The sequence below is a fragment of the Arthrobacter sp. FW306-07-I genome, assembly GCF_021800405.1.
Taxonomy (GTDB): Bacteria; Actinomycetota; Actinomycetes; order Actinomycetales; family Micrococcaceae; genus Arthrobacter.
This window is the reverse complement of sequence record NZ_CP084550.1, coordinates 2,172,818-2,186,886: the sequence shown is the minus strand read 5'-3', so window position 1 is coordinate 2,186,886 and position 14,069 is coordinate 2,172,818. Positions and strand designations below refer to the sequence as shown.

The 14,069-nt window shown below is 62.0% G+C and carries 14 protein-coding genes and 2 pseudogenes; 8 read left to right on the top strand and 8 right to left on the bottom strand.

Annotated elements, in window-relative coordinates; all coding sequences use genetic code 11:
- The first annotated feature begins 52 nt into the window (after window positions 1-52).
- Entirely contained in the window at window positions 53-823 is a 771-nt protein-coding gene (locus LFT46_RS10060; protein WP_236821952.1) for an HAD family hydrolase, read from the top strand.
- On the opposite strand, the gene LFT46_RS10055 is transcribed toward LFT46_RS10060, so the two are convergent.
- Window positions 797-1,252: a GNAT family N-acetyltransferase gene (locus tag LFT46_RS10055; protein WP_236821951.1), complete on the bottom strand. Its 456-nt coding sequence runs from the start codon at window positions 1,250-1,252 to the stop codon at window positions 797-799. The genes LFT46_RS10060 and LFT46_RS10055 overlap by 27 nt on opposite strands.
- An 89-nt stretch (window positions 1,253-1,341) precedes the next feature.
- On the opposite strand from LFT46_RS10055, the gene LFT46_RS10050 reads away from it, so the two are divergent.
- Complete coding sequence (locus tag LFT46_RS10050; protein WP_236821950.1) at window positions 1,342-1,734, top strand: hypothetical protein; 393 nt, start codon at window positions 1,342-1,344, stop codon at window positions 1,732-1,734.
- Between the two features lie 430 nt (window positions 1,735-2,164).
- Here the strand turns inward: LFT46_RS10050 and LFT46_RS10045 are convergent, their stop codons facing one another.
- From LFT46_RS10045 to LFT46_RS10035, 3 genes are all read right to left on the bottom strand, one after another.
- Entirely contained in the window at window positions 2,165-2,722 is a 558-nt protein-coding gene (locus LFT46_RS10045) for a hypothetical protein (RefSeq protein ID WP_236821949.1), read from the bottom strand.
- 213 nt (window positions 2,723-2,935) lie between these two features.
- Complete coding sequence (locus LFT46_RS10040; protein ID WP_236821948.1) at window positions 2,936-4,105, bottom strand: IS30 family transposase; 1,170 nt, start codon at window positions 4,103-4,105, stop codon at window positions 2,936-2,938.
- A gap of 114 nt (window positions 4,106-4,219) precedes the next feature.
- Entirely contained in the window at window positions 4,220-4,474 is a 255-nt protein-coding gene (locus LFT46_RS10035) for a hypothetical protein (protein ID WP_236821947.1), read from the bottom strand.
- Window positions 4,475-4,875: 401 nt separating this feature from the next.
- Here LFT46_RS10035 and LFT46_RS10030 point away from each other — a divergent pair, with 401 nt between their 5' ends.
- A complete protein-coding gene (locus LFT46_RS10030; RefSeq protein WP_236821946.1) occupies window positions 4,876-5,421 on the top strand; it encodes a hypothetical protein in 546 nt (181 codons plus the stop codon).
- 784 nt (window positions 5,422-6,205) lie between these two features.
- On the opposite strand, the gene LFT46_RS10025 is transcribed toward LFT46_RS10030, so the two are convergent.
- Window positions 6,206-6,808: a hypothetical protein gene (locus LFT46_RS10025; RefSeq protein ID WP_236802658.1), complete on the bottom strand. Its 603-nt coding sequence runs from the start codon at window positions 6,806-6,808 to the stop codon at window positions 6,206-6,208.
- A 412-nt stretch (window positions 6,809-7,220) separates the two neighbouring features.
- Here LFT46_RS10025 and LFT46_RS10020 point away from each other — a divergent pair.
- Window positions 7,221-7,493: pseudogene (locus LFT46_RS10020) on the top strand (recombinase family protein); the annotation flags it as partial.
- A 37-nt stretch (window positions 7,494-7,530) separates the two neighbouring features.
- Here the strand turns inward: LFT46_RS10020 and LFT46_RS10015 are convergent.
- Window positions 7,531-8,820 (bottom strand): ISL3 family transposase, encoded by a 1,290-nt coding sequence (locus tag LFT46_RS10015; RefSeq protein WP_236821945.1) that lies wholly within the window; start codon window positions 8,818-8,820, stop codon window positions 7,531-7,533.
- A 116-nt stretch (window positions 8,821-8,936) separates the two neighbouring features.
- Here LFT46_RS10015 and LFT46_RS10010 point away from each other — a divergent pair.
- The 4 genes and pseudogenes from LFT46_RS10010 to LFT46_RS09995 all read left to right on the top strand — a co-directional run.
- Window positions 8,937-9,260, top strand: a pseudogene (locus tag LFT46_RS10010) (recombinase family protein); the annotation flags it as partial.
- 175 nt (window positions 9,261-9,435) lie between these two features.
- Window positions 9,436-10,074, top strand: coding sequence for a biotin transporter BioY (locus LFT46_RS10005; RefSeq protein WP_236802656.1), 639 nt, complete (start codon window positions 9,436-9,438; stop codon window positions 10,072-10,074).
- 6 nt (window positions 10,075-10,080) lie between these two features.
- Window positions 10,081-10,809, top strand: a complete 729-nt coding sequence (locus tag LFT46_RS10000) for an energy-coupling factor ABC transporter ATP-binding protein (protein WP_236802654.1) — start codon at window positions 10,081-10,083, stop codon at window positions 10,807-10,809.
- Window positions 10,806-11,429 (top strand): energy-coupling factor transporter transmembrane component T family protein, encoded by a 624-nt coding sequence (locus LFT46_RS09995; RefSeq protein WP_236802652.1) that lies wholly within the window; start codon window positions 10,806-10,808, stop codon window positions 11,427-11,429. The genes LFT46_RS10000 and LFT46_RS09995 overlap by 4 nt, the downstream gene beginning before the upstream one ends.
- Before the next feature lie 7 nt (window positions 11,430-11,436).
- Here LFT46_RS09995 and LFT46_RS09990 read toward each other — a convergent pair whose 3' ends face one another.
- Entirely contained in the window at window positions 11,437-12,615 is a 1,179-nt protein-coding gene (locus tag LFT46_RS09990; RefSeq protein ID WP_236802650.1) for a thiolase family protein, read from the bottom strand.
- Window positions 12,605-14,011 (bottom strand): class I adenylate-forming enzyme family protein, encoded by a 1,407-nt coding sequence (locus LFT46_RS09985; protein WP_236802649.1) that lies wholly within the window; start codon window positions 14,009-14,011, stop codon window positions 12,605-12,607. The genes LFT46_RS09990 and LFT46_RS09985 overlap by 11 nt, the downstream gene beginning before the upstream one ends.
- Window positions 14,012-14,069 lie beyond the last annotated feature (58 nt).

Genomic DNA, 14,069 nt, shown 5'->3' with positions numbered 1-14,069 from the left:
TTTAGTCACATGGGCGGTCCTAAGGCATCTATGAACGCCGTACGCTGGGCGGGTGGAAATTCGAGCGGTCCTCTTTGACCTGGACAACACTCTGTTCGACCATCCTGCATCAGTCAGAACTGGGGTGCGCCTTTTCCTAGAACACGTTGGGGTGGGGTGTTCGCAAGAGCTAACAAGTGCGTGGTTTCGGATCGAGCAGGCTAACTACGACCGTTACCTTGCGAAGGAGCTGTCCTTCGAGGAACAGCGCCGTGAGCGACTCCGAGAATTTCTCCCCTTGGCTGGTTCTGATGTCCCCCCAACGAACTGGGAACTGGACGAACTCTTCGCCAAGTACGTCCAGAGTTATGAGGAAGCCTGGACGGCATTTCCAGACGCAGTTTCCACCCTTAGGAGCATCCGCGCCATAGGTTTGCCTGTTGGTGTCGTAACCAACGGGAATCACAAGCAACAGACCGCGAAGATCAGCCGGACAGGACTCGAAGGACTTCTGGACGGGATCTTTAGCTCTGAACTGATGAACCATGCCAAACCGGAACCAGAGGCCTTCACCTTGCCCTGTCAAAGCTTGAATGTACTGCCTTCCGGGACACTGTACGTCGGGGACAACTACCGCGTAGACGTTGAGGGGGCCAGGAACGCTGGGCTCCAAGCCCTCCATCTTGATCGCGACGGCTTCAAGCGCAAGGGAACAATTCAAAGCCTCGCGGAACTACCGTCGCTACTCGCAGGAACCATGCGGTCTGATCAATCCGCGTTGCTTGCGCTGCCCGGCCGCCCGCCCGTGACCGATCGTCTATCGGCATGCTTGAAAGAGCACTAATTCCGATCGCCCATCATCGGCTCTCACACCGCGAATCGCTGTGAACTGACCAACGGACTGGAAACCCAGTGCCTGGTGCATTCGAATGGACGCCACGTTGTGTTCGTTCGCGAAGTAGTAAACGGTCGAGGACCGGGTCCATGTCCACTCCATGCGTGCGCGGGTGAGTGCAGACCCGATCCCTCGCCGGCGGGAATTCGGAGGGACGACGACACCCCCTAAGTAATGGCCGGCAGGGGCTTTGCCATCCGGTTCGCCATGGAAGTGAGTCTTGGCGACGCCGACAACTTCATCTTGGATTGTCGCGACCAGCACGATCCGCTCGGTTAGCGGGGTAATCATTTCCGAAGTCCAGCGTGCACGGTCGCTGGCATCGCAGATCGCGCCCACATTTCCCAGGTCACCCAAGGTCGCCTCTCGAATCTGCATGTATCGAGCTTAGTGAGAGGGTTTGCCAGGGCCGCTACGGGATCCCTCACCGGGCGCCTGCGGCGTTGAGCGTCGAGGCTACCTGGGACATGCTCACTATTGGCCGTCCCTCAAACGGGTTTGGACGAAATTCCCAGGCCATCGCCGATGTACCTGTTACGAAAACGAGCTGGGGCTTGTACGGTCAGTTCATGGATGGCCCGGAAAGACCAAAGCGCTTGGCGCCAAGGATGACGCGTGGAGGCTTCCGCGGCCTGTTTGTCTGCTGGGCTTTCCTGGCCATGACACAGGTGATCTTTCTGGTTCTCAGAGGTACTGAGGGGAGAGGCTGGGACGCGGGCAACTATCTGTCGCTCGCCACTATGCTCGCAGCCGTGGCGGGTCTTGCCTATCTGCTCTACGTTCGCCGCCACGACAAGCACTTCTGGGATGAGGAGGAAGCTCGCAGGGCCGAGTGGGACCGCCGTGGACGGCAACTATAGCGGACGCCTCAATGCTGTTTCTCGGCGTACGTCATACACAGCCTCCGTAGGGTAGGCGCCCGCGGCCTTCAAGCCAATGACCGGGCCACTTACTTCAATGACACCTCTGTAAGTCTTCAAGAAGACAACAGTTCGGCCATGGCTGTGATTGTTAACCTCGTTTGGCGGTTAAATCGCAGCTTGAAATGGCAGTCGTCGGCCCCGTTTGAGGAACCCCTACCGGGCCGAAAACTGGCTCCCCTAGACTTCGGACCCAAAGCGGCGAAGAATGGGCAGCTCCTAGGGAAGGCAACCCGGAATGGGAGATTCTTTCGCTTTCGCTGGCTTGGAACCTACAAATCGATGATCCTGGGCTCACGACAGTCACTCGACGGGGAGCCCGGCCCAATTATGCGGAGTTCAATACACACGTGCGATGTATGGGCAGCAGCTAGAGGTTGAGCACATCACCCTGTTCCATATCACGCTTCCCGCTGCGGAACCCATAGAATCTCGCTGCAGTAAGAATACCGCCGGACCACAAGAGGACCGATACGAGCATCGCCATGAGAATGGGTGCGCCCTCGTCCGCCAAAATAGCTAGCACCGTCCAAACCATTCCGCCGACGGACCCTGCGAACAGCACCCCGGACCAAAAAGCCAGACGCTGCCGATGACTACTCTCAATTCCCTTCCGGTCCGAGTCCGGCCGTTCTTCCCTGAAGATCTGCATGACGAACATGGCAGCGAATGCCGGGTAATACGCGAACGATAGTTGCGGCTCAAAGATTGCGGCCGCAATCCCAAAGAGGGCACAGATACCAACAAAGAAGTACCGCCAGCGTGCAGTGTGTCGCACCCACTTCACGCCGAAGTCTTGTCCCCTAAGCAGCACCGCTGCCATCGCAAAAACTGACGACGCCATCACCAATCCGATGACGGTCCAAGTAGCTGCATCACCGCCGGACTTCGGCAAAGCCATTAGCCTGACCACACTGAAGAGTGCCATGAGCCCCATTACGACTGCGCACATGGATCGGAAGCGCGTCTCCCAGCCTTCTCTCTTCATGCGACATGGTGACCTCGAACCACTCGAACTGTCAATGATTCCCGAGGTCCCAACCCGAAGGCTTCCGCTATCTTGTGGATGGCAGCGGTATTGGCGTTGTTCTATCACCGGTAGATGCCGGGTGTCCGTTTGGGGAACGGCGGATTCAGGCGGTCATTGCAACAGGAGTCCTTCGATCAGTTCGATCGGTTTTCTGAACTCTAGTCTTTTGCGTGGCCGGTCGTTGAGTTCCTGCGCGACCCAGTCGAGGTCTTCGGCGCTGTGGATGCTCAGGTCGGTGCCTTTGGGGAAGTACTGGCGCAGCAGGCCATTCGTGTTTTCGTTGATGCCGCGCTGCCAAGGTGAGTGCGGGTCGCAGAAGTAGATGTCGATGCCGGCGTCTATTTTCACGCTCTTCCAGTCCTGCATTTCGATGCCCTGGTCCCAGGTGAGGGAATGCCTCAGCGCCTCAGGGAGCGTCTTGATCTTGGCTGCCAGGGCCTCACGCATTTGTTCTGCTTTGTATCCATCCGGCAGATGAACGAGCATCGTGTAGTTAGTGGTTCTCTCCACGAGAGTCCCGATCGCGGACTGGTTGCCTTTACCGATGATGAGGTCGCCCTCCCAATGCCCTGGCACCGCACGGTCCTGAACCTCGGGGGGACGTTCGGAGATATTGATCATCCCGGGGATCCGGTTCTTCCGCTGGCCGGCCTTCCTGCAGGGTTGCCTAAGTGCACGTCCGGTGCGCAAACACGCGGCCAGATCACGTTTCAGTGCTCCGCGGGACTGAACATAGAGTGACTGGTAAATGGTCTCAGGTGACACCCGCATCTCCGGCTCATCGGGAAACTCAACCTGCAGGCGTCCTGCGATCTGCTCCGGCGAGTACTTCTTTTCCAGGTCCTCTCCCACCTTCGCACGCAGCACCGTGTTCGTGTGCAGTTTCGCCGGTTTCGGCCGCGAAGCCCGCTCATACGCCAGAGCGTGCGCCGACGTCGCCCGGTAGGGCAACCCGGCCACCGAATTGCGCCGAAGCTCCCTGGACACCGTCGAGGCAGACCGGTCGATCAGGACCCCGATCCGGCGCAGCGAGTGTCCCTGGGCGCGCAGCACTGCAATCTCTTCACGCTGGGCGAAGGTCAGGCACCTGCCCTTCAGATCCCGGCCGCGGCGAGGCCTGACACCCCCGGCCTCGGCCAGGACCCGGCGCCCGGTCCGCCTGCTCGAATTGATCGGCACAACGGCGTCAGTGATGAAATCACCGGCCTGCATCCCGGCCCAAAACAGCTGCAGAAGATCCGGTCTTACGTAAATTGAATACCTCGCCATGACAACACCCATCCGCTAAGTGTTGCAATCACCGCAAGAACCCAAGGAACCGCTTGCGGGCATATTGCGCGTCGGAGCTCAGGAGCCGTGAGGCTGAGTCTCAGTTGACCCCGTGCCGCCGTGCGCTTACGGGATTGTGAAAGGAAGGATGACCATAGCCAGGACGGCTATCACCCCACCAGCAAGCATGACGGCGGTGACGATCCTGAGCGGGAGGCTCTTGATCTCATTGCCGTCCTTGTCGAATAACCGCAGTCCTCTACCAGGCGGATAAGACACTGGTCCGCGGCGCTTGGCCAATAAATAGTAGACAACTCCCGCCGCAACGACGCCGAGTATCGGAATAACTCTGAGGAACCATATAGCCAGTTCGCGTGACATTCGCTCTAGCTCCTTGAACCGGTAAGGAGATCGGTGCTTCCCGTACTCACATGGGACGCTCCTACTGGATCGCTGTCAAGGGACATTCTCTGGACCGCAACCCGAACATTCAGAGGGCCTTTCCATGGGCGAAGAAAGGCTCGTGAGCCCAACCCTGCTGCCAAACGATCAGGCCAGGGACGTACAAAACCAGTAATCATCCCAAGTCTCAAGCGCCACATCACCCGTCAATCTACCGATAACTTCAATGGTTCATTCCGCGTTGGCCGCAACCGTGGGAGGGGGCTTTGTAAGTGAAGCAGCGGTGAACCCACTTGTCAGGAATGAATAGCTCTGCGAGATTGAGCCATGACTAAGGGAATTGCCTCTAGCACCGCGTTCTGGAGGAGGCTTGGGACTCAATGCAACAACAAGACCTGAATCCTGCACCTCGAGGGTGGCTTGAAAAAGCCAACGATTCCAGTATTGGGATGTTTCTCTTCATCCCACTCTTTTTGGGCGTGTTTTTTTCTTTGAAGGATGCGATTGGAGACTGGGCGGCAGCTGCTATCGCCGTCCTGGCCAGTCTTGCCCTGCAGACAGTACTCGCGCTGCTCATAGCCCCAGCAACCAGGAAGCGCGTAGCGCTAGATGCGGAACAAGGGATATTCGAATGTGCCCACCGAGAGAGGGCCTCCTCCCTTAAACGGAGATGGGCCATGGGATATGCCAAAGCAGAACCAGGCCGAATCCTATTCCAAGCACGCACAGGGATGACCGGTCCTGTGTTTGGTCCAGTAGAGATCTACTCAGAACCCCGAGCCGTAAGCGAGCCGTTGAAAGCACCATGGACCGTATTTCCAAGAGGAAGGCTCATCGAGCTGAGCACCGATAAGGGGAACATAGAGCTGGCTGCCTCTCCATCAAGTCTGAACCTGCTCTTCCAGAGCAGCCTGAATGATGGCTAGCCCCCGTCCCTGCCACCTGACTAAACACATCGGAAAATTTCTCTTCCCTCGCCCCGCTCATTGTGTCCCCGTAAGCCGGTCTAACCGGGCAGTATCTTGCGTTTGGGAACTTACACTCAGATGACTTTCTTCACGTCAGGAGTTGGGATGCGGTATCAAGATCCGCCGTGGTGGCAAATAGGGATTGGGCGTTCAAATCTTAGGAGGCTGAATCAGTGAAAATCTGGAACACGGAAACGCCCACATTCACCCTCGTTCTCGTCACAGGGGTGATGATTGCAAGTTTTTTTGCCACCTTTGATCGATTTCCCCAGATGCTCCTGCCATATTTCCTCGCTGTCGTTTTACTTCTGTCAATCGTCAACAATGCGAGGATCAGGAAGCGGCGACGGACTCGCACGGACGGGTGACCTGATCTGAGGTGTCTCGATGCTCATTCCCGGTGTCGTCCGTACTACACACTCATCGAAATCGTTCAGTGAAGCGATCCGAACGGCCGCTGTTAGAAGGCTAGCGGCTTCATGGGTGGGCTCTGGACTTGCATCCATGCGTTCATGGTGCCGTGGCCCACCGGTCGTTGGACCCCGCCATGAAATTGTCAATTCCGCTTCACTGGACTTCGTCAACCCTGCCTTCGCGGTAAGCATCCTTTTGGGGCTCGGCTGGCTACGCTGAAATGCACGTGAAAGCAGACGACCACCGACGCCTCATCAGGCGTCTTGTCAGCAACGCCGGGCCTTGTCCTGGACGGCGAACTGCGGATCGTCGGGCGGTCCCCCTCCGCTTACGTTCGCGTTTCACCATTCCTTAGCGACGACTGGAACATGAGGATTTCACGCTCGTGTTTGCCACTGTCGGCCCATATGGCTCCTCCATCGACCAATTGGAAAATTATGTGAATGACGTTCCTGCTTTCATCGGAAGTAATAGTGCAATGCGCGCTTTTGGTGAACATGTCAGCCTTCCGTATTGCGGTAATCGCTGGCCCGTTCATGTGGGCATCCTTGTAGTTTGGCGACGCTTTCATGTACTCAAGGCACTGCATCAGTGCTGAGGTAGGAAGCATTCCATGCAGGGGGATATAGCCCTCGGTGCTGGTGAGTGTCTTCTGAATGGCCATATCTGCCTTTCGAACCTCCAGCACTGTTCTTATCCGCGTCATGAGCCCGATCAACGTCAGCACGGCAATGACCGAACCCAATATGGGCATTAAGCTGAGACCGACCGAGTTATAGGTCCATATTGCAAACAATATGGCCATGACCTCGAGGATCAAATATCCAATGAGTCCAGGAAGAATCCCCTGAGACTTCGGTAGTTGAGTTCTCATGAAAATGGTTGAAAAAAGGCAGGCTTGCGCCCGCGCTGTGCAGTAGTCATTCCCCATCGAACTTTCTACGAATTTAGATCTAAGGCGATCCGATATCGCGAAAGCCCGATCCCCCAACGAGTGATGGCATGACGCTAAGCCGCCCACGGTCTCCGATCAACGATCTTGAGCAAATCCTGCGAAAAAACTCGGGCTTCATGATTGTCAGCCCGAAACTCACCTGCTCCTGCACACCGGCAAAGAACGCAGCTTCGCGAACGGCCTGCACTGAGTAAGTCAACGTAATTCAGGACCACTAGGACGGCCTGATCGCACACCCGCCCGCACAAACCGTCCCGTTAGCCGGTCCGCCACGCGCCGCAGTCCGGACTCTTTTAGGGGCGTCCAAAATTCGCAGCGCGCCGAGGTTCCGGGATTCCCGTAAACCCCGCCCCTCGTACTGCCCGGTAATGGAGTCCTAAACGCTACAATTGACGGCATGCTTATCGGGTACGCCCGAGTCTCCACCAACGCCCAGGATCTGACCGCACAGCGCGACGCTCTTGCAGCGGCTGGGGTGGATCCTGAAGTTATCTATGTCGATCAGGGATTCACCGGAACCCAACGCGACCGGCCCGGCCTCGGCAAGGCCCTGGCCGCCTGCCGCAGGGGAGATACCCTTGTGGTCACCAAACTTGATCGCCTCGCCCGCTCGCTGTCCGACGCCCGGGACATCGCGGACGAGCTCACCCGTAAGGGGCTCTTCGCGGTTCGTGGGGAACGGGTCCCTGGAATGAGAGTCATGCCGCCGTCCGGACGGCACTTCTCAAGAGAATAACCGATTTGTAGTTGGCGGGATTGCGATAGCCACGCGCGGTGCGCTTGATGTTTTTTATGGCTGTGTTGTTGGCCTCGCCCTTGCCGGTCGTCGCGCCGGTAATGATGAGCACCTCGATCTCTTTCCACCACCGGCAGACGGTGCGGTAGAGCCTGTTGGTCTCCGGCCTGGCTGCTGCGTTCACGAGCTCTTCAAGCTTTGTTTTCGCTCCCGCGGCGTCTTCCAGGGAGCCGGTGCGCAGCAGGTGTCGGAGTTGTTCTTTGACCTTCCAGACTGCCTGGAGGGTGCCGGTCGGATCATCGGCGGCGAAGACTTCCTCGAGCCGGAGGGCTGCCCTGCAGCTGAGGTTGTCGCCGCCGCGCAGCAGGAGCATTCGGTGGGCCCAGGCCTTGTCGATTGCTCTGCCGCGGCGGCCCTTGACCTGCTGGGAGAGGTTCTGTCGGGTCTCGGTCATTGCCTGGTTGGCCAGGGAGATCAGGTGGAAGTGGTCGACTGCGACAGCGGTGCGGGGCAGCCACATCCGCAACGCCTTCCGGAACGCGGCGGAGGGGTCGATCGCTACGACCTGCACGGCCAAACGCCATTCCAACGGTCGGGCGAAGAGCCAGTCCCCGACGCCCTTGTGGTCACGCCCGTCGACCACGCCCAGGACCTGCCCGGTGTCCAGGTCCACGATGGTGGTCATCCATGGCTCGAGGCGTGTCCAGGTCTTCGTTCCCGGGTCCTGGAAGTAGCGCACGGACCGGAATCGGTGCTCATCAATGCCGAGCATCCGTGGGCTGAGCTGATCCACGTCGGGCAGTTTCAGCAGGTACGCCTCGGTGACGGCGGCGCGGACCATCCACCAGGACACGGCGAAGCAGAGGGCTGTCTCCGATACGGCCCTGCCGGAGGTGATGACGGCGTCCACGAGCTGGTCCCTGAGCCGGCTCGTGGAGCGGGCTCGGCGCGGGACCTGCGGGGTGGATTCGAAGAACGAGAGCCGGTCGCAGGCCGGTTCCTCGCAGTACCAGCGGTACTTGGACCAGAGGACCTCCACCGGGCCGGCGACAGGAATATCCCTCAGCCGTTGGAAGCGGCGCTCCTTCCGGCGGGAGGCGATGACACCGCAGCTCGGGCAGCCAGGCAGTTCATCAGTCTCGACGATGACCTGCCGCCGGCCGGCGGTGATGGTGGTGGAAATGACGCGGTAGTCGGGCAGGTTGAAGAGGATGGTGGCAGCATCGGCTGCGACCCCGGTAGGCTCGTTCACGGCTCGTGGTCCTGTTCCAGGTTGAATGCTTAGACACACTCATCCCAGCAGGGCCACGGGCCCTCTTGTCTTCAACGACACGAACTCAATTCCCCATCAACCGTGAAGAGCCCCGTAAGGGGGTTGCCCTCGACCTTGGTGGGAGCGTCTATAACCCCAATGATCCGGTGGGGAAGCTGATGTTCAATATCCTGGGCATGATTGCCGAGTTCGAATCCGACCTGATCCGCGCCAGGACTCGTGAAGGAATGGCAGTGGCAAAAGCCAAGGGCCGGCTGCGAGGGAAACCTCCGAAGCTTTCAAAAGCCCAGGAAGCACACGTCGTTAGTCTCTACCAAGGCGGGGCGCACACAACCGCTGAGATTGCCGAGCTATTCGGCGTTGCCCGCTCGACGATTTACCGGGCCGTCCAAAGAGCATTGCCAACGCCGCCCAAGTGATGGTTGGCCGCTGCGAGAGGTGTAAGGCATTCCAGCCACTTCGCATGGAAGTTGTGCCCACCCCAAAAGCAGCAACCCTCCCGGTTAGTGGAACCCCTACAAAATGAACCCTGCTCCGCGGCGGTAGCGTCGGCTGTACATTAGATTCCGCTTGTACAACCCCGACAGGAACCCCATGAGCACCGTCGCCACCACCAAGAACACAGGCCAAGCCCGCCGCCGCTGGAACGGCACAGACCTCGGGCTGATCGCCGTCTTCGCCGCCCTGGTCGCCGCCGCCGCCCTGGTGCCCGGGCTCGCCCTGAACGGCTTCGGTGTCCCCATCACCTTCCAGACCCTGGCGGTGATGCTCACCGGACTGGTGCTTGGCCCCGCCCGGGCGTTCGCCGCCGTCGGCCTTTACACGCTCCTTGGCCTGGCTGGCCTGCCCATCTTCAGCCAGGGCCGCAGCGGCCTGGCCATCCTCGCCGGGCCCTCGGCCGGGTACATCATCGCCTTCCCCGTCGCCGCCTTCGTCGTGGGATGGCTGGCCACCCTGGTGATCCGGCGCACCACCAAGGCCCGCGCCCTGTGGTTCTTCCTCTCCGCCACGGCCACGAGCATCGTCTTCGTGCACACGTTGGGCGTCATCGGCATCGCGATGAACTCCAAGGCAACCCTGGAACAGGCCTTCATGAGCGACCTCGTTTTCTACCCGGGAGACATCATCAAGAATGTCCTGGCAGCCGCCATCGCGGTCGCCCTTCACCGGGCCTTCCCGGATGTCCTGGTGCGCCGCGTCCGTCGCCGTGCCCTGCCCGCTGAGAGCGCCTAGGCCGCCATGCCCGCCGTGACCTTCGCCCAGGCATCCGTCGCCGTCGAAAGGGAGGACTCCCCACACCCCAAGGTGCTCCTTCACCCGCTGGACCTCCGCCTGGAGGAAGCACGGATCGGAATCATCGGTGCCAACGGTTCCGGGAAATCCACCCTGCTGCGCCTGGTCAACGGCCTCATCCAGCCCACCACAGGGGCGGTAACGGTCGACGGCGACGACACAGTCCGTGCCGTCCGGAAAGTCCGGCGCAACGTGGGGTTCGTCTTCACCGATCCGCTGTCCCAGCTGGTGATGCCCACAGGCCGCGAGGACGTGGAACTGTCCCTGCGCCGATCCGTCCGGAACGCGGCCGAGCGGGGCAGCCAGGCCGAAGCCGCACTGCAAAGACTGGGCCTGCTGCACCTGGCGGACCAGAGCATCTACGAACTGTCCGGCGGCGAACGGCAGCTCATGGCGCTCGCCGCCGTGCTGGCCGTCGACCCTAAAGTGCTGGTCCTGGATGAGCCCTCCACCCTCCTGGACCTGCGCAACCGCGAGCTGCTCCGCAGGACGCTGGCAGGTCTGGACCAGCAGATTATCCTGTCCACCCACGACCTCGAACTGGCCTTGGACATGGACCGGGTCCTGGTCATCGAGGACGGTCGGGTGGCATTCGACGGCGCCCCAGCCGACGCCGTGGCCGCCTACCGTTCGTGGTGCGTGGCGGGACTCAATGCAGGGCGGGATGTTCCGTGAGGGGCCACGGCTTCCTCCTTGCCAACTATGTGCCCGGCGATTCGCTTCTGCACCGGGCACCGCTGGCACTGAAGTTCCTCCTGGTCGTAGCCTGCGGCCTTGTGTCCTTCATCATTGTGGACTGGCGCATCTCCGCAGCCGTATTGGCTGCGCTGTGCGTTCTCTTTTTGGCGTCCGGAGCCGGAGTGAAAAGGCTCTGGCGAGCAATCCGGCCGCTTGCCCCCGTGCTGTTGGTGATTGGTCTCTTCCAGTGGTGGCAACTCGGCGGACCCACGGCGGGGCGGATCGTGTTGAACATCCTGCTCTGCGTGGTGGCCGCGTCCCTGCTCACCGCCACCACGCCCATTCAGCGGCTCCTCGACGGCGTGGTCCGGGCTGCCCGTCCCTTCACCAGGTTCGGCGCGGATCCGGAGCGCTTTGCCCTGACCATTGGCATCATGCTCCGCAGCATCCCGTTCATCGCCGGCACCTTCGCCGACGTCCGTGACTCCGCCAAGGCCCGCGGCCTGGAGCGCAATCCGCGGGCCCTGGTCCTGCCCGTCTTCATCACCTCGGTGGCATACGCACGCCAAACGGGTGAAGCACTCGCCGCCCGAGGCCTGGGCGAAGCCGAGGACTAAAGCCGGCCTAGAGGCGCCGGTACTCCAGCAGTGCGGCCGTCCCCATTCCGCCCGCCATGCTGATCATCGCCAGTCCCAGGGCTCCCGGTGTTCCTGCCCTCCGCGCCTGGGCGAGCAGCCGGGTCACCAGCACCGCCCCCGAGCCACCATAGGCGTGCCCCAGCGCCAGCGCCCCGCCATCGAGGTTGGCCCGGTCGGCGTCGATTCCCAGCTGGTCCAGGCACGCGAGGGTCTGGGACGCGAAGGCCTCATTGAACTCCACCAGGTCCACGTGTTCTGCGGTCACACCGGCCTCCGCGAGCAGCCCACCGGCCGCCTGCGCAGCACCGATCCCCAGCACCCGGGGCTCGACGCCGGCGGTTGCGGTTCCGCGCACCAACAGCGCGTCGCGTGCCCCCAGTTGGCGGGCATGCTCCAGGGACGTCATAACGACGGCGGAGGCGCCGTCAGCGTCGAAGCAGGAGTTCCCGGCGGTGACAGTTCCTCCGGGCACGAAGGCGGGCGGGAACCGTCGCATGACGGCCGGGGTGAGGCCGCGGCGTGGCCCGCCGTCACATGAGACCGTGCCCGTGTCTGTGGCCAGCGGGACGATTTCGCCGGCAAAGCGGCCGTCCTGGATTGCCGCAAGGGCTTTACGGTGGCTTGCCAGCGCGAAGGCGTCCTGCCGCTCCCTGCCGACGCCGTATTCCTGCGCCACCGTTTCCGCCGCGACGCCCATGTCCGGATCGCCAAAGCTTTCCGGCACAAACTGGGCGCGGAGGTAAAAGTCCGCGCCGCCGTCGTCCGTCCTGTGGGCCCGAAGGGGTGCGGTGCTGGAGCTCTCCACTCCCCCGGCCAGGTAAAGCGGGTTGCCGCCTGCTGCAACCAGCCGGCCGGCGAGAACAATGGCGTCCAGCCCGGAACCGCACTGCCGGTCGACGGTGATCCCGGGGACACTGACCGGGAGTCCGGCCTCGAGCAGGGCCAGCCGGGCCACGTTGCCGCCGCCGCCTACTGCGTTGCCGATGACGACATCGGAGACGGTGGCGGGGTCCACGGCGAGCTCGGCAACCAGCGCCCGGAGCACCGGCGCCAGCAGTTCGTGGGCGCGCAGGCTCCGCAGCGCACCGTTGACGGGGCACACCGGCGTCCGGCGGGCTGCGATGATGACCGGCTGGCGCTCCGGCGGCAGCAGGTCAGCCGGCAAGGGGCCGCGCCCTGGGGTCCCGGGAGTTGATCCGCTCCAGCAACAGGCTCCGGCTGACCTTGCCCCGGTCCGTCGTGGGCAGCTCGGGCAGGAGGTAGTACTGAAGGGGACGCTTGTGCCGGGACAGGAGGTCCTCCAGCCCGGCCCGCAGCTGGGTGGCGGTGATCCCGCCGTGGGACGGAACCACGCCCGCCACCACCCGCTGGCCGCGCAGGTCATCCGGCATCCCGGCGGCGAGGGCTGCGGCCACACCGGGAACCGCGGCCAGTGCCAGTTCCACCTCGTGGGGGTACACGTTCCGCCCGGCGGTGAGGATCATGTCGGCGCGCCGGCCCAGGATGTGCAGTTCCCCGTCCTCGAGATAGCCTTGGTCCCCCACTGTGTACCAGCTGCCGAAGGACCGCAGGGCCTGGCCGTCGTCGCCCCACAGGTAGCCGTTGCTCACCATGCCGCTGCGGACGCAGATGTTGCCGTATCCGCCGTCCGGGACCTGGGTCCCGTCGTCCGCCAGGACCCGGACCTCGACGCCGGGGAAGGGCCGTCCGATTCCGGTTCCGCCGGGGGCTGCAGCCTGGCCGGGTGCCAGTTTGAGACCGGATACGAAGCTCAGCTCGGAGGCGCCGTAGTACTCGTAGATGGTGGCATTCGGGGCCCAGCGCCGGGCGGCCTCCAGCGTGCGGGCGTCCAGCTTCGAACCGGCGCAAATGATGCTGCGGATCCCCGAAGCGTCCACGCATCCCGTCAGGCCGCGCTCGCTGAGCATCCTCAGCATGGTGGGCACCAGGACAAGCCGGGTGACGCGGTCGTGCGTGATGGCACCGTGGACGTCGCCGACGTCGAACGTCTCCAGCGTCTGGAACTCGGAACCGGCGTAGAGGCACTCGGCCAGCGCGTAGAGATTGAGGCTGGCCGCCAGCGGCCCCGGGGCAAGGGTGACGTCATCCTGGCGAAGGCCGAAGAACTCAATCGAGGCATCGAAAGACTGCTGCCAGGACTGCCGGGAGCGGGTAAAGGCCTTGGGCACGGTGGTTGTCCCGGATGTGAGGCCGACCAAGAACGTGGACTCCGGCGGACCATCAGCAAGACCGTCGTCCGGGGATACCGGCGCCGCAACGCTGTGCGCCTCAACGTGCCGGACAATGTCCTCCTGGAGCGGTGCCGGCCATTCCGGATCCAGGACGGCGCACTGCCGCCTGCCGGCCACAGCTGCAGCAAACTTCACTGCAAATTCCACGGAATTGGCTTCGCAAAGCGTGGTCACTGACTTAGTCTCCGCCACCAAACCGGCGACAGCATCGCGCAGCGCTGCCCATTCAAGCCGCCGCCCGCCGACCACGACGGCGGTGTCGTGCGGGCGGTGCTCAGCCCAGCGTTGGATCATGTTCAGGAACGGCACGGACCAACTTTACCGGCCGCCGGGGATTGAGCCGCGGGGCCGCGGGTATTGTGACGAT

Coding starts and splice junctions, on each gene's coding strand:
- LFT46_RS10055 (WP_236821951.1), bottom strand. CDS start 1,252: ATGCAGATTCGAGAGGCGACCTTGGGTGACCTGGGAAATGTGGGCGCG.
- LFT46_RS10050 (WP_236821950.1), top strand. CDS start 1,342: ATGCTCACTATTGGCCGTCCCTCAAACGGGTTTGGACGAAATTCCCAG.
- LFT46_RS10045 (WP_236821949.1), bottom strand. CDS start 2,722: ATGGCACTCTTCAGTGTGGTCAGGCTAATGGCTTTGCCGAAGTCCGGC.
- LFT46_RS10040 (WP_236821948.1), bottom strand. CDS start 4,105: ATGGGTGTTGTCATGGCGAGGTATTCAATTTACGTAAGACCGGATCTT.
- LFT46_RS10035 (WP_236821947.1), bottom strand. CDS start 4,474: ATGTCACGCGAACTGGCTATATGGTTCCTCAGAGTTATTCCGATACTC.
- LFT46_RS10030 (WP_236821946.1), top strand. CDS start 4,876: ATGCAACAACAAGACCTGAATCCTGCACCTCGAGGGTGGCTTGAAAAA.
- LFT46_RS10025 (WP_236802658.1), bottom strand. CDS start 6,808: ATGGGGAATGACTACTGCACAGCGCGGGCGCAAGCCTGCCTTTTTTCA.
- LFT46_RS10005 (WP_236802656.1), top strand. CDS start 9,436: ATGAGCACCGTCGCCACCACCAAGAACACAGGCCAAGCCCGCCGCCGC.
- LFT46_RS10000 (WP_236802654.1), top strand. CDS start 10,081: ATGCCCGCCGTGACCTTCGCCCAGGCATCCGTCGCCGTCGAAAGGGAG.